Below are 23,570 nucleotides of genomic sequence, written 5' to 3' on the forward strand. Positions count from 1 at the left end.
TTTTCCAGCACAGATTCTTTCATATTTTATTTTAAATTATAATCATTTTTAAAATTATGAGATTCCATACCAGAAAATGGGTAAAACCCGGAGACTTAAATCCCAACAGGACTTTATTTGGTGGAAAACTTTTAGAATGGATTGATGAAGAGTGTGCTCTTTACAGTATTATTCAGCTGGAAAATCCTAAGACTGTCACTAAATTTATGAGCGAAATCGATTTTCGCAGTTCTGCCAGGGAAGGGGATATTGTGGAAATTGGGATTGAAGTTGTAAAATTTGGTACGGCTTCTCTAACGCTGAAGTGTGAAGTACGCAATAAAATGACCCGGGAAACAATAATTACTATAGATAAAATCGTGATGGTTTCCCTGGATGAAAATGGACGTTCAAAACCGCATGGTAAAACGCAGGTAGAATTCGTTAAGGACAGGCTGGCAAACTAAGGATTCTGCCCGGGCTGCTCTTTCGGCTTTTCTGCGAGACGTACAGGAAATTCTTTTTCTCCACCGTATAATTTGATTTCCTGAATATCGGCGGGCATATAGAAACCATCTTCTTCCAGGGCTTCCTTTACAGCCCGCACCACGTTCCCTTTGGTAATTAAAGCCATTCTCCTGAAATCTTTTGTATCCACCCAAAAAAATACTTTTAGGTTAACGGTACTTGTAGCCAGCTCGTCTTCAATCACAAAATTTTCATGTTCGGCATCTTCAATAACGTTAGGCTCTTTCCTCAGCGCTTCCATAACAGTTTGCTTGGCGCCATCGATGTTATCTTCATAAGCAATCCCAATTACAAAGCTCCATCTAAAGAACCCGTCTTCAGTAAAATTGGTAACAGGTTTTGTGAGCACATCACTATTGGGAATATAAACATCCTTACCGTCAAAGGTTTTCAATTTAGTATAGCGGAATTCCAGGGCTTTTACCTTGCCGAAATTTTCACCAATTTCAACCGTATCTTCTATATCAAAAGGACGGTTGAAAGCTAAGATTATTCCTGAAATAAAATTTTCCCCAATATCTTTGAATGCAAAACCCAGTATAAGAGCACTTGCACCCGCTGCAGTAAGCACTCCGGTTGCGATCCCGCCTAAACCTGCCGCACGTAATGCCAGCATAATTGCCGTTACCACAAACATAAAGCGGATTGTCTTTCCTAAAAACCGGCTCATAAGAGGATCGTGAGTACGGGCAGAAATGCGTTTAGTCGCAAACCTTCCTATCCAGCCTCCAATTAGAACTCCCAGGATAATAATAAGTATCCCGAGGCCAATGCCGGGTAATTGTTCAATAAAATTGTGGTAAAACCTTGAAAAGGCATCTTCCAGTGTGGTGGAATTGTAAGCATTTGCCTGTTGCATCAGCAAAAATTTTCTCTAAAATACCAATTAAGCATCTGAAAAACGAAGATTTTGATCAAATTAGTCAATTTGTGGCTTGTAACTATTGCCGGTAAGCCTGCTTGCCCTTTTCTTTTCGTTCTTCTTTTTCCTCTTCTTTCTGTTTCTTTATGGCTGCAGCAATCTGATCATTTGCCCTTTTTAGCTGTTGGCTGGTGGGAGTTTCAGGGATTTGTTCCTTAGCCCTCTCCGGCTCAAGGCTTACAGTAATATAGAAAGGAAAATGATCTGAATCTATGGTGGACATCGCCCTACATTTTACCAGCCGGAATTCTTCTGATACAAAAAAGTGGTCCAGCGGCCAGCGTAAAATATTGCTGCCCGCATCAAAAGTATTATAAAATCCGCGGCCAACCCTTATATCGAGTAATCCTCCAACATTTTTAAACAAACCTGTGGTCCCACTCCACGCAACATCATTAAAATCACCGGCCACGATAACAGGCAGTTTGGATTCTCTTGCTTTTTTGGCAATCATCATCATCTCTGCATCCCTGTCTGTAGAAGAAGGATTGTGCTGCGGCATTGGTGGTGTAGGGTGAATGGCATAAAGCTGAATTTCTTTTCCTGAATCCAATTCTATTACACTGTGGATGGAAGGGATACTGTCATCTATAAGATAATGTATTTCCGGATTTTTAAGTTTTAGCCTGGAGTACAATAACATACCATACGTATTATCAAGTGGAGCTTCAACTTTATAAGGGAAGTCTAAAGTGACTTCTGCCAGTTCAGATTGCCATTTTTTATTAGTTTCGGTGAGTAGTACAATGTCTGGATTTTCCTTTTTCAGTTCTTCAATAAGTGGTTTTGGATTTTTATTTTTCTGAAGCACATTGGCTGCAAAAAACCGGATCGTATTTTCCTTACTGATTTCTGCGGAAGCATTACCTACTTCATAATCCTTATGGGGAAGATATGGGTATATCTTGATTAGCTGAAAAGCAAAACAGGCGGTAAGCAGTCCAACGAAAGCATAATCTTTCCAGGACCTGATATCAAACCTTGCAAAGTAAACCACGAGTGCAACCATAGTAAGAATGGTAAGCTGGATATGCGGATAATCAAACATACGCACCCACCAGTAATCTGCTGCGGCCAGGGGAATAATGGTCAGCAAAATTGCAATTATGCCAAAGCCCCTCAAAAAGGGTTTTAATTTCATTATGGGGAAAATTATTTCCGTCTAATATAGTTTAAACTTTTGTATGCCGGGAATCAAATTTTATGTGCTGGAAATCATCTCCGGACGGGGCTTCAAAAAGTTTCAGTTTGAAAAAAGGAATTGCTGCAATAAGATGGTCAAAAATATCAGCAGTAATATATTCAAAATTTTCCCATCTTTTATCTTTGCTGAAGCACAGGATTTCGAGCGGCAGCCCCTGCGCAGTTGGGGCAAGCTGCCTTACAATAATATAAAGGTCTTTATTGATGGCAGAATGCTCATGAAGGTAATTATCGGCATATTTTCGAAAGATTCCGAGGTTCGTTTGATTCCTTCCATTTAAAAGAATGCTCTTATCCACACCATTTTTTTCATTGTACCTGTCGATTTCCTGCTGCCGGTTTTCAACATAATCTGAAATCAATTTTATCTTTTTAAAATGCTGAAGGTCTTCCGTGGTTAAAAACTTTACGGAATTCTGTTTAATATAAATTGCCCTTCTAATCCTCCTGCCAGGACTTTCCTGCATTCCCCTCCAGTTTTGAAAAGAATCTGAAATAAGGCTGTAAGTAGGAATGGTGGTAAAGGTGTTGTCCCAGTTTTGAACCCGTACCGTTGCCAGGTTAATTTCTGTCACATTACCATCTGCTCCATAACGGCTGAATGTAATCCAGTCCCCAATACGAACAATATCGTTTACCGAAACCTGGATAGAAGCCACAAAACCGAGGATGGTGTCTTTAAAAACAAGTAATAAAATGGCGGAAGCAGCACCAAGGGAAAGTGCAAAACTCACCACTGATTCCCCGGTAATTTCAGCAAAAATAAACATGAAGCCTATTACCCAAAGGATAATGAGCACGACCTGGCTGTAACTGTCTATAGGCTTATCACTGTATTCTTCCTGAGTCTTAAGATAATTCCTGGAGGTTCTTATGAGGCTTCTCACAATCCATACGCAAAGAATAATGGCATAGATATTAAGAAAGATGTACAGGTTAAAGGAAAAAAATGATCCCTCCAATAAGCCTGGAAAATCGGCAAAAATGTAGGGCAGCGAATAATAAATAAGGAGCAGGGGAATAATCTGCCCCACATATTTTGGGAAATTGCTCTGGATAAGGAAATCATCAAAAGTGGTCACCGTTTTATCTGTGAAGGCTTTAAAAGACTCCACAACAAAGTGCCTGATCAAATATTTTATAATCCAGACCAAAAGGAAAAGAATTGCCAGGTTTACCAGCATATTTATATAGGAAGCCACAATGGTATTCACCCCCTGCGATACCAGGACCCTCTCTACAATGCAAGTTATATATTCAAATTCCTGATTGAGGTCCATAGATTAAAGGTATTTTCTTTCTACATAAAAAGGCCCAAATGGTACCAGGGAAAATAGCAGGATTAATGTGAGGTCCTTGACTTTCCATTTCATGGTGCTATACAAGAGGAACGCACCAAAAACATAAGCAATAAAAAGAATTCCATGAGCCATACCCACATAACGAACCGGTTGAGGGTAATCAAACATATATTTTAGCGGCATAGCGAGGAGTAGTAAGACCAGGAAAGAAATTCCTTCCAGTATACTAATCCATTTAAAGATGTTTTTTTTCTGCTCCAATTGCATATTCCTCATTTTGGGGTGCAAAGATAAAGCATATGGAGAATTTAGCATTGGAATTCAGGAAATTTGCAATAGTAATATTATTAGCGTCTAATTTACATTCATAAATTTCCATAAAACTTTTTCTGATTATTTTTCTTAATTTGCAGCAGCAACAACCAAACTTATGAATAAAAAAATCTTAGTTACGGGAGGATTGGGTTTTATAGGATCCCATACCGTAGTAGCCCTTCAGGAGCAGGGTTTTGATGTGGTTATTATAGATAACCTTTCCAATTCTTCAGTAGATGTTCTGGGAGGAATAACACGCATAACAAATAAAGAGCCCGAATTTGAAAAAATGGACCTTAGAGATAAAGCAGCAGTAAAAAGCTTTTTCCAGAAAAATCCAGATATAGAAGGGGTGATTCATTTTGCAGCTTCAAAGGCGGTAGGGGAGAGTGTCGAGAATCCTTTGCTGTACTATGAGAACAACCTTTCAACTCTTGTTTACCTTTTGCAGGAATTGAGTGAAAAGCAAAAAGCAAATTTTATTTTTAGTTCGTCCTGCACCGTTTACGGGCAGGCAGATAACTTGCCTATTACAGAAAATGCTCCTGTAAAAAAAGCCGAATCTCCTTACGGAAATACCAAGCAGATTGGCGAAGAAATTATTTTTGATACCTGTAAAGTATATTCTAATCTAAAGGCAATATGCCTGCGCTATTTTAATCCAATAGGAGCTCATCCTTCCGCTGAAATAGGAGAATTGCCTATAGGTACCCCGCAGAACCTGGTGCCTTTTATCACCCAAACCGCAATTGGAAAAAGAAAGGAACTTTCGGTTTTTGGAAATGATTATCCTACTGAAGATGGCACTTGTATAAGGGATTACATACATGTTATGGATCTTGCCAGGGCCCATGTTGTTGCTTTAAAACGATTGGTAAATAATGAAGAAGAATCGAATTTTGAAGTTTTTAACCTTGGGACAGGGCAGGGAAATTCAGTACTGGAAGTTATAAACACTTTTGAAGAATCAACAGGTCAAAAATTGCCTTATAAGATCGCCAACAGGAGGGAAGGTGATGTTATCGCTGCTTATGCTGACACTGAAAAGGCGAACAATGAGCTGGGATGGAAAGCAGATTTCTCTTTATCAGAAGCATTGCAAAGTGCATGGAAATGGGAAAAGGCTGTAAATGAAAGGAATAATTAATAGTACAATTTCTAAATGTAGAAGAGGTGCAGGAAAATTTCCTGCACCTCTTTTTTTACCTATCTCGTACCATTAACCAGGAACGCGTGTATAACTCCTGGGATCCAACCAATTATAGTTAAGATTATACTTATTAATAAGGTTGATCCAACACCATGCTTCATGTAAACGGCTAATGGTGGTAAAAGAATATTTAAGATAATTGTAAGTACTGACATTTTATCTGGTTTTTAGTGGTTATTAAATATGACTTGTATTACTTTAAGTTTATTAGTCTTTAAATTCACGATACCTCACCATCATAAACACATAAACGGAATAGCATACCAGCCCGGCAGCAACTAGTCCCATAAGCCATGAACCATACGAGTATTCCTGAAGGAACGAAAAAGCATCTGCCGTTCCTTTTATATCTGTGATATTGGAAACTATTGCTGCATGTATAAAAAAATAGGCTAAAATGGCTAAAATAGTTCCTCGTGCGGCAAGCCCCATCTTTCCTGTATGTTCTATGGTTTTTCTTCTTTTGGTTTCTGAAACTGATCTTTCTTTAAACTTATCCAGGAAAGTTCCTGTAAATACCTTTTTGAATTGATAAAAACTGGCAATTATTAAACCCATTCCTACAATAGCGTAGATATATACTCCTGCGTCGCCGGCAAGAAAAGAGGCTTTCTGTTGGCTACTACCTGAAGAGGAACCAGGATTAAAAGCCTGCATTATAGAATATCCTGCGAGGATAAGATAAAGCAGCCCGCTGGCAAAAAAACCCGTTCGTTCCAATTTTGCCTGCGCGTTTTTTCCTTCTCCTTCAGGGTCTTGTATAGCCTGTATAAACCGCCAGCAGGAATAGCATAAAAATCCTAATCCAATCAGGATGAGCAGAGCCTTACCGAATGGCTGCTTTTCAAGAAATTCAATTACCTGAAGTTTTCCTGTTTTTTGCCCTCCAAGATTAAAAGCCGCAAGAAAAGTAAGAACACCGGTGATTGCGTACACAGTGCCTTTGGCGACGTACCCTGTACGAGCCATTTTCTTACACTTATAATCCATTTCCTTACTGCTATTTTCCGGTTGATGAGATTCAATTTACTTTAAATGAAATACATCAAAGCTTCATTTGGGAAAAGTTTAATTATAATTTTGAAGATTTTAGGAGCTATACCATCTCGAAAATAACGAGGGCGTAAAGATAGAATCTTACATAGCGCAGCAGTCCGAACATGAGATAACTGGGAAAAGGAAATTTTATTATACCTGCTGCAATACTGGTTATAGAAAAAGGAATAGGAAGAAGTGCCCCCACAATAATTAAAAATCCGCCCCATTTACGCGTATTTGCGATATGTTGCGCCATTTTTACTTCCAGCTGCTCATGTACATATCTAATTTTAGTTATTCCGCGGCCTATGTGATAAGAAACAATCCCGCCGCAATAAGAAGCCGTGGCAAGCAGGGACAAATTGAGAATAGGGCTAGCAGATTTGCCGGACCAGGCGATAAAAAGTTCAGGAGGAACAAGGCCCAGCAAAGATTCTGAAATAAAAAAGACACTGATAATCCCTAAAGGGGAATAAGTTTCGGTAACGGTAACCAGCATTTTTTCGATATCCAGCACAAAATAATCCAATGCCAGTAATGCACCTACAAAAAGTATAATGGGTAAAATTGCTTTTTTTACGCTTTTCCACACAAATCTATAGAATCCGGTATAAGCATAGTACTGGTGCAATAGGCGTATACGCGACTTCTTTTTAGATTTCGCTTTCTTTTTCATCAATCTTCTTTTAGCAATTTTACTTATTCGACTCCTGAATAAGATTTTTGGAAATTTTCTGAAATTTCCTGTACGGAGAAGTTTACTTCTATTCGTACTCCTGAAAAGCCTTTACATATTCCCTCAACTCAATCTCATTAACCTTGTTAGAGGGATCGGCCATTAAAGAGAATAAATAATCCAGACTTTCCTCGCCACTGGTTTGTTCAGTTTCTTCAGCAACTTCATCTTCCAGTGGTTCATCTTCAGGAATAGGAATTTCGAAACCTTCATTGGCCTGAATATGCTCATAAGTTAACCTGATAACCTTTGCTAACAAAGGATTGCCTTCTTCCACCACTAAAGCCCTTAACTCCTTAAGTTCTTCTACAATAGTATTTATAATGATCCCATTGCGGTTCAGGTCACGGTGAATCTTGTTCAGTAAATTTTGAGCTTTAATATTTTCCAACGAATTTAATATTATCAGATTAAACGAATCCCGCTGCTCCAATGGCAGATTTTCGGTTTTGCAAAGTTACCTTTTTTGTTGTTTTTTGAAAGATTTTAACGTAGATTTTACGTAAAGAATAACCACCTAAAATTAACAATATCTTAGTGGTTATCTTTCAGAGGAATCCATAATCTTCATTAGATTTAAAACCAATCAAAAAAAATTTTATGAGTTCATTAGAAGGAAAAGTAGCATTTATAACAGGAGGCAGCAAAGGAATAGGTTTTGGCGTTGCCCAGTCCCTGTTAGAAAAGGGAATGAAAGTGGCAATAAGCAGCCGCTCAAAAAAGCATGCGGAAGAAGCTGCCAGTAAATTGAAATCCAAAGGGGATATAATAGGAGTGGAAGCCGATGTACGCAATTACGAAAGCCAGGCAAAAGCCATTAAAGAAGTAACCGATAAATGGGGACAGCTGGACGTAATGGTGGCCAATGCCGGCGTGGGAAAATTTGGTTCTATAGAAGAACTTACGCCGCAGCAATGGCAGGATACCATTGACACTAACCTTACAGGAGTTTTTTACAGCGTGAAAGCCGCTGTGGATGCTTTGAGCAAATCCAAAGGTTATGTAATTACAATCTCCAGCCTTGCAGGAACAAATTTCTTTGCAGGAGGAGCCGCCTATAATGCAAGTAAATTTGGAGTCACCGGTTTTACGCAGGCTGTTATGCTGGATTTAAGGCAGAAGGGTATAAATGTAAGTACCATTATGCCAGGATCTGTAGCCACTCATTTTAACGACCATACGCCAAGCGAAGCTGATGCCTGGAAAATCCAACCGGAAGATATTGGGGAAATGGTGGTGGACCTCTTAAAATTGAATCCGCGTACTTTGCCAAGCAAAATTGAGGTAAGGCCTTCCCAGCCTCCAAAAAAGTAATATTTGGAAAAGGATTTTTATAAGAAATGGCCGGCCGAAAATCCGGCCTTTTTTTATATGAAATAGTCTCAGGAACTTATGCTAAAATCAGCTGACTTTTACCAGCATCTTTCCTTTGTTCTTGCCATCGAATATGTCTATAAAAGCCTGCGGGATCTTATCAAAACCTTCCACGATGGTTTCTTCATATTTTAATTTATCTTCTTTTAACCATTGGCCCAGCTGCTTAATGGCAGCCGGAAAATCTTCAGCATAATCCCTTACCGTAAACCCCTGCATAGAAAGGCTTTTCTTAATAAGAACTGTTTCCAGCCTTGGGCCCGTAGGTTGTTCTTCAGCATTATACAAAGAAATTGCGCCGCAATTGATTACCCGTCCAAATTTATTCATATTTGCCATAGCTGCATCAAGAATTTCGCCACCAACATTATCAAAATAAACATCAACACCCTCCGGGCATGCTTCGGCTATGGCAGATTTCATATCTTCAGTTTTCTTGTAATTTATTCCTGCATCAAAATTGAATTTTTCCCGCAGCGTATCTATTTTTTTATCCGTACCTGCAATGCCGGTCACTTTGCAAGATTTAATTTTTCCAATCTGGCCCGCCACACTGCCCACGGCACCAGCGGCACCTGAAACCAGTAGGTGCTCTCCTTTTTTAAGTTTCCCTATTTTTTCCAATCCGAGATAGGCAGTGATGCCAGTCAGGCCAAGTACACCCAGATATGCCGGTAATGGCGCTGAGTTGCTATCAATCTTATTCAGGCCTTCACCATCTGAAATCTGGATTTCTTGCCATTTTAGCATTCCGCTCACGAAATCCCCTTTTTTGAAGTTATTATTTCGGGATTCCAAAACCTCAGCCACAATCATAGATTCCAGAGGTTCATTCAGCTTAAAGGGCGGAATATAGGATTTCTCGTCCCGCATGCGTCCTCTTAAATAAGGATCTACACTTACGTACAAGGTTTTAAGCAGTAATTTGCCCTCTTCTGCCTTAGGTTTTTTAATATCTGTAAATTCAAAATCTTTTAATGAAGGCTTTCCTGAAGGCCGGTTCTTTAAAATTATACTCTTGTTCATCCCGTGTATTTTCTCCTGAAATTAGTAGGAATTGAAGAGAACTGCAAAGATGAAATCCTAATTTAATGCCAAGAATTACTTTCCACAGAAGGTTCTGCAATTAAAGCTTAACTTAGCATGGGAGAACTTAAAAGCTGATTTTTTCTTGAAGTCAAAACTATCACGGCATTTGCGCAAATTTCTAAACTTTTTAAGGAGTACCGACTTCTCAAAGGCAATTATCCTTACCCTCTCCATTGTTATTCCCATCAGCTTTTTTTCATCCTTTTCCAACCTGGTTATCGGGATAGCAATAGCCAAGGGATGTTTACTGTGCTCGCCAAGCAATGTAACCGGGAGTTTAAAACATAAGATTATAGGCCTGGTTTGCGCTTCGGGCCTTGCGGCGGTTTCTACAGTGATATCTGGATATGCCCAGTTTAATATCTTCCTGCTGGTACCTGTTCTGGCAGTTCTTATGTTTGGTATCAGCTACCTTGCTGTTTACGGCCTGCGGGCGTCCCTGGTTAGTTTTTCAGGATTATTGGCTGTAGTGCTTAGTTTCACTAAAATCCAGTCGGGACTGGAAATCTGGCAGCAGGGCCTTTTGATTTTTGCAGGAGGATTATGGTATTTGTTACTCAGCTTACTTTGGTATTCTTTAAACCCGCGAAAAGAAACCGATGTTTTGCTGGCAGAAGCAATGCAAATTACTTCAGATTATCTTAAAATAAGAAGGCAACTTTTAACGCCGGGAAAGAAAAGAAATAAACTGCAGGAAAAACTTTTTTCGCTCCAGACAGATCTTAACGAAAAACACGAAAGACTTCGGGAAACCCTTATAGGTGCTGGGAAAATATCCGGGAATAACGATTATGAGAAAAACCGTTTGATGGTGTTTGTTGAGCTGGTCGATATTCTTGAACTCGCAATGACCAATCCCGTAGATTACGAGAAAATGGATATGCTTTTTAAAGGGAAAGAAGCACAGCTGGAAGCACTAAAGTCTTTAATTGCCGCAATGGCAGAGCATCTTACACAACTTTCCTCTTCTTTACAATACAGGCGCAAGTTGCCCAAAAATAATCTGGATTTCCATCTTTCTCAATTACAAAGCAGTATTGAAGCCTTTAGAGAAAGTATGGATGTAAATGAAAGAAGGGAAAGTATGTTACTGCTGCGAAATTTGTATTCTTACCAGAATGAGCAGGTCCAGAAGATCAATAGTATTTTTAACAATCTTGGCAGTAAAAAGAAGGCACACCACCCGCTTGTAAAAAATCCCGATATCCTTAAATTTCTTAGCAGGCAGGATTATAGCCCTGCGGTGTTGCTGCAAAACTTCAATTTTAACTCCACTATTTTCAGGCATTCATTGCGCCTTGCACTAATTGTTGTCGCAGGTTTTTCTATCGGTATCTATTTCTCTATTCAAAACGCCTACTGGATATTGTTAACGATTGTAGTGATAATGCGCCCAAACTACGGCCTCACGAAAGAGCGGTCAAAACAACGTATTATCGGGACATTAATTGGCGGTGGGATAGCTATAGCCATTGTTTTACTTATTCAGAATAAAATATTGTATACCATTCTGGGAATTGGTTCCCTTACCATGGCATTTTCCCTTTTGCAAAGGAACTACAGGACGGCTGCAATTTACATCACGCTAAGTATTATTTTTATTTACGCGCTGATGCAGCCTAATGTGATAAATGTTATTGAATACCGCATATTAGATACGATTATAGGCGCAGGCCTGGCCGCACTGGGAAATTACTTTTTATGGCCCGCCTGGGAAATCCATAGTCTAAAAGAGCAACTCATCAACAGTTTAAACGCCAATAAAACTTACCTTAAAGAAATTGATGCCTATTACCACCAGAAAAAGGAACTTCCAGTGAGTTATAAACTGGCCAGAAAGCATGCTTTTATAAGTATGGGAAATCTTAGTGCTGCTTTCCAAAGAGTAACGCAGGAGCCGGAATCCAGGCAAAAGGAAATTGACCTGATTTTTAGGCTGGTAGGGCTAAACCAGACATTTCTTTCGGCATTGGCCTCTTTAGGAACTTTTATACGAAGCAATAAAACTACATCGGCTTCAGCAAGTTTTGAAAAAATGACAGAGTACATTTATGGAAATATTAAAAAAGCTGAAGAAATTCTCGTAAATACATCAACTCCTGAAACCTTTAATAATTCCGCGGAAATTGAAGAAGCTAAAAGAGGGCTTAGCAAATCTTATGAAAAATTATTGGACCAGCGGATGAAGGAACTGGAAAGTGGTAAAACCAGAATTGATCCTGAAATGCGTTTACAGCTTAGGGAGGCGCAACTGGTAAATCATCAGCTGGAATGGCTGCGGGATCTTTCTGAAAATATTTTAAATTCGGTCACCAAAGTGCAAAAAATCTTTAACCTGAATATGGATTAATGAGTAAAAGAGCTTTAAAGAAATACTTAAAATCTCTTGAGAAAGAAGACCTGGAAGAGCAAATTTTAGATCTCTACGCACGCTTTGGAGAGGTAAAAACCTTTTATGATTTTGTTTTTAACCCCAAAGAAGAAAAATTAGTACAGGAAGCGAAACTAAAAATCTCCAGAGAATATTTTCCGGAACGGAGAAAAAGGGCAAAAGCCAGAAGGTCCGTTGCCCATAAATATATTAAGCATTTCCTGAAGCTGGGCATGGATCCTGTAATGCTTGCCGATGTTATGTTTTATAATGTAGAAATAGCACTGGCCTTTTCAGCAGATAAAGAGGAAAAAGAAAGTTTTACCAAAAGCATGTATAAATCTTTTGAAGAAGCAGTAAATTATGTCCTCCAGAATAATTTAAAAGAAGAATTTTTTGAAAGGATGAACAAAATTGAAATAAATGTACAGGAACAAAACTGGGTAAACAGGTACAAATTCGAAAAATTAATGGATCAGTTCCATTGAAATAATTAGATAATCAATTTCCCTTACATTTGAATATGCTCAGAATCCTGTTCTTTTATTTCATTTTAATGATTCCGTTGATTTCTTCTGCTCAACTGGGTTTTTGTCCCGGCAGCAAGGGTGATCCAATATTTCATGAAGATTTTGGTTCCGGTACGGGCACTGGCCCAGCATTGGCAGCAGGGCGTACCAGCTATCGCTATGTAACCGGCGACCCGCAGGACGGGGAATACACAATTTCCAGTAACATAGGCAATATCATAAACTCCTGGCACAGTTATTTACCAGCTACCACACTTTCTAACGGGAGGGCGCTTATTGTAAATGCCGATTACACCTCAGGGCAGTTTTATCGTACCACGGCTTCCGGTTTATGCGAAAATACTTCTTACGAATTTTCAGCTTATCTCATGAATATTTACAATGCTTCAAACCAAAATTGTCCAAATGGAGGCATACCTGTGAACGTGCGTTTTGAAATTTGGGATGAAACGGACACCCAGCTTTTAAAAGAAGGAAATACAGGTGATATTGCTTCAACTTCCAGCCCAAAATGGGAACAGTATGCGCTGACTTTCCAGAGCAGGCCGGGACAAAATGCCGTTATTCTTAAAATGTTTAATAACGGAAATGGAGGTTGTGGTAATGATCTGGCTATAGATGATATTGTTTTTGCCTCCTGCGGAGATCTTACCACCTTGCAATCTGATACTGGTACGGCAGAAGTGGTGGTATGTCCAGATGAAGCGCCGGTAAGCGTGGAGCTTAACGCCACGCCGGATTCCAGCGTATACTCCAGTCATTACTACCAGTGGCAGCAAAGTAATGATGGCGAATCCTGGAGTGACATTAATGGCGCGACAACAGATGTTTATATCACGCCGCTTTTAGCCAGTACTGCATATTTCCGGGTGAAAGTAGCGGAAGATCCTGTGAATCTAAGCAGCAATTTATGCAGTTCTGCTTCTGAAGCTTACCGGGTAAAAATTGTAGAAACCCCAATGCCACCGGTAAGCAATGGAGATCAGGCAATTTGCGGGGATGAGAATATTCCGGCCCTTTCAGTAAACGTTGCAGGAGATGAAACTGTGGACTGGTTTGATGCTCCTGCAGGAGGAAATCTTATGGCTGAAGGAACTACTTCTTTTAGTCCTGAAAATGAAGGAACCTATTATGCCGAAGCACGAAAAAAGGATTATGAATGTGCAGGAAGTACCCGGACTGCGGTAACATTAACTATTAATGGGAGACCTGAAGTTGCAGATGAAACACTTCAAATTTGCCCGGGAAGCAGCATTGTCCTGGATGCAGGAATTCCTGGTTTAGCCTATATTTGGTCCGTCGGGGAAACAAGTCAGGATATCAGTGTAAGTTCAGCAGGTGAATATGAAGTAACACTAATTACGCCCCAGGGCTGCGAGGCGGTAAAGCATTTTACTGTATCTGGTGTAGATGAGGCTGGAATAGAAGAGGTGATTTCCCGCGGCACCACGGTAGAAATAGTTTCGCAATTTGAAGGTGTCTTTGAATATTCCCTTGATGGCATAAATTTTCAAAGTTCAAATGTTTTCCGGAATATTCCCGGCGGAATTTATACTGCTTACATGAGGGATACACAAAGCTGTAGCACGGTTTCCCGGAAATTTCCACATATTGTAATTCCCGATTTTATTACGCCGAATGGCGATGGTTATAATGATGTTTTCAGCTTAAACGGATTAAGCTATTTTTCTGCTTCAGAAATAAGGATTTTTGACCGTTATGGTAAATTACTGAAGGCTGGTAATGGAGAAGGTTTTGTATGGGATGGAACTTTTAATAATAAAGATTTACCGGCTTCAGATTACTGGTATTATATTTTTATTGAAGACTTTGGTACTCTTAAAGGCCATTTTAGCCTTGTTCGTTAGTCCTAATCATTTTTTAATTCCGGCGTAACACCTCGTATTCTTTGAGAATTGATATTTGCCAGCAGTATTGCTCCAAAAATCAAAAGCATAATATTGCTGAAATTTACCTCCCAATCTATTAATAATCCAATTACCAGAGGACCCAAGGCCGTGCTAACTACCATAAACATGGTAAATACGCTTCGGATTGCCCCCATTTTTTCAAGCCCGTACATTTCAGCAATAATTGCGGTTTTTACAGTACCAGACATACCTGTGGTAATTCCAGCCAGAATAAGATAGATCAAAGCTCCTATAATACTATCCATAAATGCAAATGGCAGCAGGCCAATATTTATTGGGATAAGGTAATAGCGAAACATCTTCCTGGCGGAATATTTATCTACCCAGCTCCCGCCTATAAGCGAAAATAAAAATCTTGAAGCCGCATAGACCACAAAAAAGCCTGCATAAAGCTGCGCGGACCATCCTTTATTTTCCACAAAAACATACTGGTAAAAGAAAATGGCGGTATTGGTAAAACCCAGCATAAAAATGGCCGGCATCATAATACCAAATTTATGATGGAATACAATGCTTTTGTAATCCTTAAGGAGTGACCAGACAGATGGCTTTACTTCTGTAGAGAGATCTTTATCAAATCCAGCCAGATCTGTGAATTTTAACCTCAGAAGATATAGAAATAGCGCGATTCCGCTTACTATAGCGGCTATACGCCAGTCGAACGCAGCGATAATGGAAGCTATGATCACCGGAAAAATTGCTTCTCCAATAGAATATCCTAAAGCAGAAACACTTAATGCTTTCCCACGGTTTTTACTGAAATATTTGGAAACCAAAGTCATACTTATATGGCTAAGCAGCCCCTGCCCGCAAAGGCGAAGGCCTATGAGTGCTATTATCAATAAACCGATACTATAAGAAAATCCGAGCAGGACGCTGGAGGCAGCTAGGCTGATAATAGTAAAAGCAGTAACCTTTTTTGCCGGGATATGATCTACAGTATGGCCCACGCTTAGCATGATAACCGAAGCTGCAACCGTACAACCGGCATAAATGGCCCCAAAAGAACCTTCGGTTATACCAAAATCCTTAATAATTTCTGGAACGTAAAGGGAGATCAAAAAGGTTTGTCCAAAACTGGAAAGGAAGGTAAGCAGCCATCCAAAACTTACGGGTTTAAAATTGATTTTTAAGAACTGGTAATATTCTTTCAAAAGGTTTGTATTTAGAACCAACAAATATAGTATCTCTGATCTCCCGGAAAAAAGCAAGCGAACTATTATTTGATTAATTCTGAAAATTGTAAAAAAAAGAAAATAAAAAAGCCACCTTTTAAGGGTGGCCTGGTAAAAAATCTCAACCAAAAATTACTTTTTGGGAGCGTTTTTGCCTTGGTCCTGTTTTTTAGGATCTTGCTTTTTAGCAGTGTCCTTTTTAGGATCCTGCTTTTTTTGCTGTTCAGCCATGACTATTTATTTAATGGTTAATAAATAAAATTTGATATATAAATTTACGGGTATAGGGAATTAGGTGGTGCAAAATTGTGAAATAATTAACTGCAGCTCTTTTATGCATATTTTCAGGCGGTAAGAATAAAATTTCAGACTGTAGCATTTATGATAAATAAGCTAAAATTTCCTTTGCTATTGCTTATTTTTGAAATTGAAATTTGAAAATTCAGACAGACTTGTGGCGATAATCAATCAAAAATCAATTATTGAACAGATTCAGACAAATAAAAAGCATCCGAATCTAAAATTCAGCATAAAAGAAAAAACAGAAGAATTTACCCGAAAGCTGTTTTTTACACTTTTTGATGTGGATACCGAGGTAGCCGAAAATATTGAAAAGCTGGAAAAACAATTCCAGGAGCTGGCAGATTTGGTTTGCTGGGAACCTGATAAGCCCTGCCGTGATATCTGGCAGGAATATTTGGAAAGACTGCCTGAAATTCTTAAAAAATTAAACAAAGATGCAGAGGCTATAGCTCAAAACGACCCCGCCGCAAACTCGGTAGAAGAGGTTTATCTCTCTTATCCGGGATTTTTTGCCATTGCTATTTACAGGTTAAGCCATGAATTTTATGAATTTGGCCTACCGCTGGTTCCCAGATTAATGACTGAATTCGCCCACCGCCTTACGGGAACCGATATTAATCCCGGGGCTCAAATTGGCACCCCGTTTTTTATAGACCATGCCACAGGGGTGGTAATTGGGGAGACAGCCATAATTAAAGACAACGTGAAAATTTACCAGGGAGTGACTCTGGGAGCGCTGTATGTAGACCGAAAAATGAGGAGCATTAAAAGGCACCCTACCATTGAAAAAAATGTGACCATTTATGCCAATGCCACAATTTTAGGAGGTGAAACGACTATTGGCGCAAATAGTATAATTGGCGGTAACGTATGGCTAACAGCATCGGTGCCGCAGGGTTCGATGGTTTCTCATAATCCACAGATCAACATTAAAAATACTTCAGAAAAATGAATGATTCTATATTAAAGCTGATTGGAAATACTCCTCTGGTAAAGGCGAATACTTTGGTGAAAAACCCAAAAGTTTCCCTGTATTTCAAGCTGGAGGGGCAAAATCCCGGTGGAAGTGTAAAAGACCGTGCAGCTTATAATATGATTAAAAGCGCCCTGGACAGGGGTGATATTAATAAAAATACCAGGCTTATTGAAGCTACCAGTGGAAATACCGGTATTGCACTGGCTATGATCGCCAGTATGTTTAAACTGGATATTGAACTGGTAATGCCTGAAAATTCTACGGTTGAAAGGGTTCAAACCATGCGCGCCTATGGTGCAAAAGTTACCCTTACCAGGGCAGATGGTGGCATTGAAGGTGCCCGTGATTATGCTGAAGATAAAGTAAAACAAGGAGGCTATTTTATGTTTAACCAATTTAGCAACAACGACAACTGGAAAGCGCATTACAAAACCACCGGTCCGGAAATCTGGGAAGATACAGAGCATAAAATCACACATTTTGTTTCTTCCATGGGAACTACTGGAACCATAATGGGAACATCTACATTCCTGAAGGAAAAAAGCAAAGATGTGCAGATAGTGGGAGTGCAGCCAACAGATGAAGCCAAAATACCCGGTATAAGAAAGTGGCCCGAGGCGTACCTGCCAAAAATTTTTGATAAAAATAAAGTGGATAAAATCCTGGAGGTAAGCGAACAGGACGCAAGGGAAATGACCCGTAAATTAGCGACTGAAGAAGGTATTTTTGCAGGAATGAGCAGTGGTGGAGCAACTGCGGCGGCAGTAAGATTGTGCGAAGAAATAGAGGAGGGGCTTGTGGTGAGTATTATTTGCGACAGGGGAGACCGCTATTTATCTTCAGATTTGTTTGGTGAAAATTAAAAAGGCGGAATCAGCTTATGCCAATCCCGCCTTATAAAACCAACCAAAAACAAATTAGTTACTTGCCAGTCCTGCCAGGGAAGTTTCAGTTAAAGGAAGTTTAAAAGTTTCTTTCTTACTTCCTTTTTGAACCTGAATTTTATAGAAACCTTTGTCTATATTATCCATTTTCCCTTTGGCTACAAACTTATTTTTAATAACATCCCATCCCTGGTATTGTCTGTAAATTTCATTTCTAACCTCATAAGGAAGTGCAACATTTTTAAATTTCTGATAGGAACTAAGCATATTGCCTTCAGAATCATAAACAGTTTGCAGTAAACCTTTTCGGCTTCTGAAAGTTACTTCGTAAGAGTCGGAGCCTTTGTGCCCGTACTTTTCGATAAATTCCTGGATGTCGAAATTTTTCTTTACGAATTCCAGAGCATTGTGATGAAATTGCATCGTGTAACCTTCATCAATAATAAACTCGGCTTCCCCGGAGCTGAAGTTGGAGGTTAGAGGGACAGAATTCATTTTGACTTCTGTTTCTTCAAGTTCAATAATTTGTTCTTGTGATTGGGCTGAAACGAAAAATCCAGCGAGCATTAAAAAAAGAATTGCTTTTTTCATGATGATAAATTTTGATTGATGAATAAATATTTAATTAAAAATTCCAGGCTTTTATAACCTGAAAAAAGTTTTACAAAGTCAAAGAGCATATTAATGAAGACAGATATTATAGTTGATGAGACTAATTATCCTGATCTCTATTATAAAGACGAACCGAAGAAAAGAATGTTACAGTATCACATTAAAAATTTTAAAATATTTTTCTTTAAGTAGCGCTCACTCCGCACTTCCCAAAAAATAAAAAATCCTGTTTTAGGCCCAAAAGCTTTATTTTACTTTAAAAATCTGTTATTTTTGCAAAATTGGAGATTTAATAAAGCCTATGGAGATCGAAACATTTGGAATTGAAAATAAGAAAGTAGATAAGGAACTATATGACTATCAGCAGAAAGATATAGAGAAGATTTTTAAAGTAATTGAGGAACATCCTGAACATTACAACCTTCTGTATCAGTTGCCTACAGGCGGAGGAAAGACGGTTATATTTTCCCAGATTGTAAGAGAATATATCCAAAGAACGCAACAAAAAGTCCTTATACTTACTCACAGAATTGAATTGTGTAAGCAGACGTCTAAAATGCTTACCGATTTTGGGGTACGCAATAAAATCATAAATAGCAAAGTAAAGGAGCTGCCAGACCAGGATGAGTACATGTGCTTTGTGGCCATGGTGGAAACTTTAAACAACCGGCTTCATGATGAAAAGCTCGATTTAAGGAATATCGGGATGGTGATTATTGATGAAGCGCATTACAACTCCTTCAGAAAGTTGTTTAAATTTTTTGAAAGATGCTTTATCCTCGGAGTTACCGCAACCCCGCTTAGTTCCAATATTAAACTTCCCATGAAGGATAATTACAGGGAACTTATTGTAGGGGATTCTATTTCATCTTTAATAGAGAAAGGATTTTTGGCGCGTGCAAAGACTTATAGCTATAATGTTGGGCTTTCCGGATTAAAAATCGGGATGAATGGGGACTACACTGTTAAATCTTCCGAGGAACTGTATTCAAATTTTTCCATGCAGGAAAAACTTCTGAATGCTTATATGGAGCGTTCTAAAGGTAAAAAAACCCTTATTTTCAATAATGGTATAAACACTTCCATAGAAGTTTACGAGACTTTCAAAAATGCCGGACTTCCTATCAGGCACCTGGACAATACCACCAGTAAGCAGGATCGTAAGGATATTTTAAAATGGTTCAAGCATACGCCAGATGCCATTGTAACTTCGGTTAGTATTCTTACCACTGGTTTTGACGAACCTACAGTGGAGACCATTATTTTAAATCGTGCCACGAAATCCCTTACGCTTTACTTCCAGATGATAGGAAGGGGTTCCCGTGTACTCCCGGGAAAATCTGAATTTAATGTGATTGATCTTGGTAACAATATGGCGCGTTTTGGTGACTGGAGCGCGCCTGTAGACTGGAAACAAATCTTTAGGTCTCCGGATTTCTATTTTGAAAACCTGTTGAGCGACGATGAAATAGAAAGGGAATTTAAGTATGAAATGCCACCTGACGTAAGGAAGAAATTTGCCAATTCTGAAGATGTTGATTATGACGTGGAAAGCGCTTATGACGAGGTGATCAAAAAAGGGCTGAAATCTAAAACAGTTTTAGAATGGTCTATGGAACAACATGTAAGGATGTGCGTTGAAAACAGCGAAGATGTCTTTGATGCGAGGATACTTGCCCAGGAGCTCAAGGATGATATTTCTTCCAGGATTAAACAATATTCTTACTGCATTAGCAAAAGCACCAAAAATTACCGGGACTGGCTGGAAGAGGATTATTCCAGAAAGCTAAGGATGCAGATCAATAAAGAATTCTAAAGTTCAGGAAATAATCATATATAATTTTAAAAAAGGCTGTTGGAATTAATTTTCTGGCAGCCTCTTTTTAATCCTTATCTTTTTTACCGAAAAGCCTTTTAAAAAATCCTTTTTTCTCCTTTTTTTCTTCGGAATTTTTCTCTTCCTCATCATTGTCATTCCTGCTGGAGAATAATCGCTTGAAGAAACCGTCCCTCTTCTTTGCTTCGCAATCCAGCATTTCGGCTACTTCGGGAGCAACCGGGTTAAAACTTGCTTTTGTAATATTGCTGAAATAAGGGTCCTGCTGCATCTTCTGCATCAGCTTACCAAAAACAGGCAAAGCCGAATTTGCTCCCTGTCCAATCCTGGTATTTCTAAAGCCAATACGATGATCGTCTGAGCCAACCCAGGTAACTGCCACCAGGTGCGGGGTAATCCCCACAAACCAGCCATCTTTATTATCCTGCGTTGTTCCTGTCTTCCCGGCAATATCATTTTGAAGTCCGTAAACAGATCTTAACCTTGTAGCAGTTCCTTCATTAACGGTGGCCTGCATAAAATTCAGCATAATTTCCCTGGTGGTTTCACTAAACGCAGGGGCAGGGGAGACCTGCGGTTTAAATTGAGCCAGTAAGTTTCCTTCACCATCTTCAATCCTGGTGATGTAGTAGGGCTTACTTGGTTTGCCATTGTTCACATAGCTGGTATAGGCTCCCGCAAGTTCTTCAATACTTAAAGCCGCTGTTCCCAATGCAATAGAGGGTACTTCGGGTAACTTCGAGGTAATTCCCATTTTCCGCGCTTCGGTTAAAACATTTCCTATTCCGGTTTCCATGAGCACTTTTACGGCAATGGTATTCATGGAGCGGCTTAAGGCAGTTTTTAGGTTATAGTTCATGTACGGATCATCTTCCGCAGAAGAATTTGAAGGAGTCCATCCATTTTCATAGGTAACCTCTTCCGCAGAAAAATAAGTACAGGGTTCCATTCCGCTTTCCAGCGCCGCAGTATAAACCACAGGCTTAAAAGTTGACCCCACCTGCCTTTTGCTCATGGAAACATGGTCATATTTAAAATACCTGAAATCCACGCCGCCAACCCACGCCTGCACGGCACCAGTTTCCGGTGCCACGGCTAGAAACCCGGCATTCAGGAATTTAAGGTAATGGGCGACGCTATCTATGGTACTTATATTTTTTGTAACCGGGCCTTGGTAATCAAATAACTCGGTAGGTTTGGTTTTCTTGAGTTCCACCATAATCTGTTCATGGCTTAAACCCTCCTGTTGCAGGTTTTTATAAGCCCGCGTTCTTTTCACGGCATCTTCCAGTACATTTTTATTGGTAAGCCATGGAGCATTTTTCCCATAAGAAGCTTCATGTTGCTCCTGCAACTGCATTATATGCTCCCGTAAAGCTGCTTCGGCCAACTTCTGCATTTTAAAATCCAGGGTGGTATGTACTATGAGCCCGTCCCGGTATATATTATATTTTTGCCCATCCTTATTTTTAAGGGTGTCCAGGATTTTACTTACGTCTTTTCTTACCTGTTCTCTAAAATATGGAGCAAGGCCTTTATTGTTGCTGTAATTTTTATAGTCCAGTTCTAGATCTGTTCTCTTGGCTTCCTGTGCTTCTTCTTCAGAAAGATAGCCGTATTTAGCCATTTGCATGAGCACCACATCACGACGTAACCTGCTGCGTTCCGGGAAAATCCTTGGATTGTAGGAATGTGAGGCTTTCAACATTCCCACAAGCACTGCTGCTTCTACAAGCGACAAATCCCTGGTGTGCTTGTTAAAAAATTTCATGGAAGCGCTTTCAATTCCGTAGGTATTATCACTGAAAGGGACAGTATTAAAATAGAGGCTAAGAATTTCTTCTTTGCTATAAATTTCTTCCAGGCGCTTCGCAATAATAGCTTCCTGCACTTTATTGATTACAATACCAAAAGCTCCAAAATCTTTCCTTCCGTAGATATTCTTTGCCAGCTGAAGGGTAACAGTACTGCCGCCACCCGAGGACTCGTCCTGTAGTAGAATAGATTTAAAAAAGACGCGTAAAAGACTGCGGTTATCTATCCCGTCATGTTCAAAAAAGCGGACGTCTTCAGTTGCCACAAGGGCTTCAATAAGATGTTCAGGCAGATCTTCATAATTAATAGGCTGCCGGTCAAAAATGTAAAATTTACCAATAAGTTCGCCATTTGAGGCCAACACCTGTGTGGCTTTGCTCTGTTCCAGGCGGGCCAGTTCTTCAGAAGAAGGGATTTTTCCCCACATTCCAAAATAAATGCTGCCAAAGAAGATAAATGCCAAGGCAGCAAGGCCAAAAAGTGAATACAACGCCCACCTTAACTTGCGGGACTTCCTGAATTTTAATAGCATAATAATGAGGACTGCTACAAATAAACGAAGACTTCTAAAAAATTATTTCCTTTTTAGAGGAAATTTAAGGAATAGGGGTACTGCTGGTGCAAAAAAATTAATTAGCCGGAAACAGAAAGCTCCGTTCCGGCTAATTTTGTAGTAGGTACATAGGCAGAATTTATTTGATGTAAAGCTTTTTCCTCCGGAAATTCCTTTGGAAAAAATGATGATTGATGAATTTTCAGGCTTTATACATTCTGCGGGCGTACCAAAAGTCCCTGTTTGCAGTCTGCCTGATGTTCAAAAAAGGTCTTCTATGTGTTAAATCCTCTTCTCTAAATCCTGTGATGTTCTCTAAAGTTTTCATGATGATGATGTTTTGATTGATTAATATTTTTTAGTAACGTCTTCTGCTAAACCAGCTTCCCCTGGTAGAATTTTGCTGAAGGTTCATAAATGATCTTTTGTGGGTAAGATCTGAATCCCTAAGTCCTGTGATGTTTTCTAAAGTTTTCATGATGATGATATTTTTGATTGATGAATATTTTTCTAGTAACGCCTTCTGCTAAACCAGCTTCACCTGGGTGAATTTTGCTGAAGGTTCATAAACGATCTTTTGTGGGTAAGGTCTGAATCCCTAAGTCCTGTGATGTTTTCTAAAGTTTTCATGATGATGATATTTTTGATTGATGAATATTTTTCTAGTAACGCCTTCTGCTAAACCAGCTTCCCCTCGGGGAGTTTTGCTGAAGGTTCATAAACGATCTTTTGTGGGTAAGATCTGAATCCCTAAGTCCTGTGATGTTTTCTAAAGTTTTCATGATGAATGTTTTATGTTTATATACAATAGACGTCTCTAAATCATTTTTGTGACAGTACTATGCATAAAACAGTAGTATTTTAACTTATTATTAACTTTTCAGGCCA

21 protein-coding genes are annotated in these 23,570 nt (G+C 39.3%); 9 read left to right on the forward strand and 12 right to left on the reverse strand.

Annotated features, from left to right (window positions below; translation table 11 throughout):
* Window positions 1-56 precede the first annotated feature (56 nt).
* On the forward strand, window positions 57-446 hold the full coding sequence (locus RM553_RS02730) for an acyl-CoA thioesterase (protein ID WP_311533448.1): 390 nt from the start codon (window positions 57-59) through the stop codon (window positions 444-446).
* On the opposite strand, the gene RM553_RS02735 is transcribed toward RM553_RS02730, so the two are convergent.
* The 4 genes from RM553_RS02735 to RM553_RS02750 all read right to left on the reverse strand — a co-directional run bounded on the left by RM553_RS02735 (window position 443) and on the right by RM553_RS02750 (window position 4,200).
* Complete coding sequence (locus RM553_RS02735; protein ID WP_311533449.1) at window positions 443-1,366, reverse strand: mechanosensitive ion channel family protein; 924 nt, start codon at window positions 1,364-1,366, stop codon at window positions 443-445. The two genes, RM553_RS02730 and RM553_RS02735, sit on opposite strands and share 4 nt — an antisense overlap.
* Before the next feature lie 82 nt (window positions 1,367-1,448).
* Window positions 1,449-2,570, reverse strand: a complete 1,122-nt coding sequence (locus RM553_RS02740) for an endonuclease/exonuclease/phosphatase family protein (protein ID WP_311533450.1) — start codon at window positions 2,568-2,570, stop codon at window positions 1,449-1,451.
* Window positions 2,571-2,601: 31 nt separating this feature from the next.
* On the reverse strand, window positions 2,602-3,912 hold the full coding sequence (locus RM553_RS02745; protein WP_311533451.1) for a mechanosensitive ion channel family protein: 1,311 nt from the start codon (window positions 3,910-3,912) through the stop codon (window positions 2,602-2,604).
* 3 nt (window positions 3,913-3,915) lie between these two features.
* On the reverse strand, window positions 3,916-4,200 hold the full coding sequence (locus tag RM553_RS02750; protein ID WP_311533452.1) for a DUF3817 domain-containing protein: 285 nt from the start codon (window positions 4,198-4,200) through the stop codon (window positions 3,916-3,918).
* Window positions 4,201-4,363: 163 nt separating this feature from the next.
* Between RM553_RS02750 and galE the strand changes: the two genes are divergently transcribed.
* Window positions 4,364-5,395 carry a UDP-glucose 4-epimerase GalE gene (gene galE / locus RM553_RS02755; protein ID WP_311533453.1) on the forward strand — a complete coding sequence of 344 codons (1,032 nt, stop codon included), beginning with the start codon at window positions 4,364-4,366 and terminating at the stop codon, window positions 5,393-5,395.
* A gap of 59 nt (window positions 5,396-5,454) precedes the next feature.
* On the opposite strand, the gene RM553_RS02760 is transcribed toward galE, so the two are convergent.
* The 4 genes from RM553_RS02760 to RM553_RS02775 form a co-directional block, all read right to left on the reverse strand.
* The gene (locus RM553_RS02760; RefSeq protein WP_311533454.1) at window positions 5,455-5,613 is read right to left on the reverse strand and encodes a YqaE/Pmp3 family membrane protein; all 159 of its coding nucleotides are present in this window, start codon (window positions 5,611-5,613) and stop codon (window positions 5,455-5,457) included.
* Between the two features lie 52 nt (window positions 5,614-5,665).
* Window positions 5,666-6,427 (reverse strand): DUF1206 domain-containing protein, encoded by a 762-nt coding sequence (locus RM553_RS02765; RefSeq protein ID WP_311533455.1) that lies wholly within the window; start codon window positions 6,425-6,427, stop codon window positions 5,666-5,668.
* Between the two features lie 127 nt (window positions 6,428-6,554).
* On the reverse strand, window positions 6,555-7,172 hold the full coding sequence (locus RM553_RS02770) for a YqaA family protein (protein ID WP_311533456.1): 618 nt from the start codon (window positions 7,170-7,172) through the stop codon (window positions 6,555-6,557).
* A gap of 88 nt (window positions 7,173-7,260) precedes the next feature.
* The gene (locus tag RM553_RS02775; RefSeq protein WP_311533457.1) at window positions 7,261-7,623 is read right to left on the reverse strand and encodes a hypothetical protein; all 363 of its coding nucleotides are present in this window, start codon (window positions 7,621-7,623) and stop codon (window positions 7,261-7,263) included.
* 209 nt (window positions 7,624-7,832) lie between these two features.
* On the opposite strand from RM553_RS02775, the gene RM553_RS02780 reads away from it, so the two are divergent.
* Window positions 7,833-8,546 carry an SDR family oxidoreductase gene (locus tag RM553_RS02780; protein ID WP_311533458.1) on the forward strand — a complete coding sequence of 238 codons (714 nt, stop codon included), beginning with the start codon at window positions 7,833-7,835 and terminating at the stop codon, window positions 8,544-8,546.
* 87 nt (window positions 8,547-8,633) lie between these two features.
* Here the strand turns inward: RM553_RS02780 and RM553_RS02785 are convergent, their stop codons facing one another.
* Window positions 8,634-9,632, reverse strand: coding sequence for an NADP-dependent oxidoreductase (locus RM553_RS02785; protein ID WP_311533459.1), 999 nt, complete (start codon window positions 9,630-9,632; stop codon window positions 8,634-8,636).
* A 145-nt stretch (window positions 9,633-9,777) separates the two neighbouring features.
* On the opposite strand from RM553_RS02785, the gene RM553_RS02790 reads away from it, so the two are divergent.
* The 3 genes from RM553_RS02790 to RM553_RS02800 all read left to right on the forward strand — a co-directional run bounded on the left by RM553_RS02790 (window position 9,778) and on the right by RM553_RS02800 (window position 14,464).
* Window positions 9,778-12,045, forward strand: a complete 2,268-nt coding sequence (locus RM553_RS02790; RefSeq protein WP_311533460.1) for an FUSC family protein — start codon at window positions 9,778-9,780, stop codon at window positions 12,043-12,045.
* Window positions 12,045-12,554: a DUF6155 family protein gene (locus RM553_RS02795; protein WP_311533461.1), complete on the forward strand. Its 510-nt coding sequence runs from the start codon at window positions 12,045-12,047 to the stop codon at window positions 12,552-12,554. Before RM553_RS02790 ends, RM553_RS02795 begins: the two co-directional genes overlap by 1 nt.
* 68 nt (window positions 12,555-12,622) lie before the next feature.
* Window positions 12,623-14,464, forward strand: a complete 1,842-nt coding sequence (locus RM553_RS02800; protein ID WP_311533462.1) for a T9SS type B sorting domain-containing protein — start codon at window positions 12,623-12,625, stop codon at window positions 14,462-14,464.
* 2 nt (window positions 14,465-14,466) lie between these two features.
* Here RM553_RS02800 and RM553_RS02805 read toward each other — a convergent pair whose 3' ends face one another.
* Window positions 14,467-15,681, reverse strand: coding sequence for an MFS transporter (locus RM553_RS02805; protein ID WP_311533463.1), 1,215 nt, complete (start codon window positions 15,679-15,681; stop codon window positions 14,467-14,469).
* A 484-nt stretch (window positions 15,682-16,165) separates the two neighbouring features.
* Here RM553_RS02805 and epsC point away from each other — a divergent pair, with 484 nt between their 5' ends.
* On the forward strand, window positions 16,166-16,957 hold the full coding sequence (gene epsC / locus RM553_RS02810) for a serine O-acetyltransferase EpsC (RefSeq protein WP_311533628.1): 792 nt from the start codon (window positions 16,166-16,168) through the stop codon (window positions 16,955-16,957).
* Window positions 16,954-17,844: a cysteine synthase CysM gene (gene cysM, locus RM553_RS02815; RefSeq protein WP_311533464.1), complete on the forward strand. Its 891-nt coding sequence runs from the start codon at window positions 16,954-16,956 to the stop codon at window positions 17,842-17,844. Before epsC ends, cysM begins: the two co-directional genes overlap by 4 nt.
* Before the next feature lie 54 nt (window positions 17,845-17,898).
* Here the strand turns inward: cysM and RM553_RS02820 are convergent, their stop codons facing one another.
* The gene (locus RM553_RS02820; protein WP_311533465.1) at window positions 17,899-18,456 is read right to left on the reverse strand and encodes a hypothetical protein; all 558 of its coding nucleotides are present in this window, start codon (window positions 18,454-18,456) and stop codon (window positions 17,899-17,901) included.
* A gap of 322 nt (window positions 18,457-18,778) precedes the next feature.
* Here RM553_RS02820 and RM553_RS02825 point away from each other — a divergent pair, with 322 nt between their 5' ends.
* Window positions 18,779-20,293 carry a DEAD/DEAH box helicase gene (locus RM553_RS02825; RefSeq protein ID WP_311533466.1) on the forward strand — a complete coding sequence of 505 codons (1,515 nt, stop codon included), beginning with the start codon at window positions 18,779-18,781 and terminating at the stop codon, window positions 20,291-20,293.
* A gap of 67 nt (window positions 20,294-20,360) precedes the next feature.
* On the opposite strand, the gene RM553_RS02830 is transcribed toward RM553_RS02825, so the two are convergent.
* Complete coding sequence (locus RM553_RS02830; RefSeq protein WP_311533467.1) at window positions 20,361-22,661, reverse strand: penicillin-binding protein 1A; 2,301 nt, start codon at window positions 22,659-22,661, stop codon at window positions 20,361-20,363.
* Window positions 22,662-23,570 lie beyond the last annotated feature (909 nt).

It is taken from the genome of Autumnicola tepida (genome assembly GCF_031846485.1).
Lineage (GTDB): Bacteria > Bacteroidota > Bacteroidia > Flavobacteriales > Flavobacteriaceae > Autumnicola > Autumnicola tepida.

Bases quoted from the DNA above. Each gene is read 5' to 3' on its own strand.
- RM553_RS02825 (WP_311533466.1), top strand. From the start codon at position 18,779: ATGGAGATCGAAACATTTGGAATTGAAAATAAGAAAGTAGATAAGGAA.
- RM553_RS02795 (WP_311533461.1), top strand. From the start codon at position 12,045: ATGAGTAAAAGAGCTTTAAAGAAATACTTAAAATCTCTTGAGAAAGAA.
- RM553_RS02745 (WP_311533451.1), bottom strand. From the start codon at position 3,912: ATGGACCTCAATCAGGAATTTGAATATATAACTTGCATTGTAGAGAGG.
- RM553_RS02820 (WP_311533465.1), bottom strand. From the start codon at position 18,456: ATGAAAAAAGCAATTCTTTTTTTAATGCTCGCTGGATTTTTCGTTTCA.
- RM553_RS02760 (WP_311533454.1), bottom strand. From the start codon at position 5,613: ATGTCAGTACTTACAATTATCTTAAATATTCTTTTACCACCATTAGCC.
- RM553_RS02800 (WP_311533462.1), top strand. From the start codon at position 12,623: ATGATTCCGTTGATTTCTTCTGCTCAACTGGGTTTTTGTCCCGGCAGC.
- cysM (WP_311533464.1), top strand. From the start codon at position 16,954: ATGAATGATTCTATATTAAAGCTGATTGGAAATACTCCTCTGGTAAAG.
- RM553_RS02740 (WP_311533450.1), bottom strand. From the start codon at position 2,570: ATGAAATTAAAACCCTTTTTGAGGGGCTTTGGCATAATTGCAATTTTG.
- RM553_RS02750 (WP_311533452.1), bottom strand. From the start codon at position 4,200: ATGCAATTGGAGCAGAAAAAAAACATCTTTAAATGGATTAGTATACTG.
- RM553_RS02730 (WP_311533448.1), top strand. From the start codon at position 57: ATGAGATTCCATACCAGAAAATGGGTAAAACCCGGAGACTTAAATCCC.
- RM553_RS02785 (WP_311533459.1), bottom strand. From the start codon at position 9,632: ATGAACAAGAGTATAATTTTAAAGAACCGGCCTTCAGGAAAGCCTTCA.
- RM553_RS02770 (WP_311533456.1), bottom strand. From the start codon at position 7,172: ATGAAAAAGAAAGCGAAATCTAAAAAGAAGTCGCGTATACGCCTATTG.
- RM553_RS02735 (WP_311533449.1), bottom strand. From the start codon at position 1,366: ATGCAACAGGCAAATGCTTACAATTCCACCACACTGGAAGATGCCTTT.
- RM553_RS02780 (WP_311533458.1), top strand. From the start codon at position 7,833: ATGAGTTCATTAGAAGGAAAAGTAGCATTTATAACAGGAGGCAGCAAA.
- galE (WP_311533453.1), top strand. From the start codon at position 4,364: ATGAATAAAAAAATCTTAGTTACGGGAGGATTGGGTTTTATAGGATCC.
- RM553_RS02765 (WP_311533455.1), bottom strand. From the start codon at position 6,427: ATGGCTCGTACAGGGTACGTCGCCAAAGGCACTGTGTACGCAATCACC.
- RM553_RS02830 (WP_311533467.1), bottom strand. From the start codon at position 22,661: ATGCTATTAAAATTCAGGAAGTCCCGCAAGTTAAGGTGGGCGTTGTAT.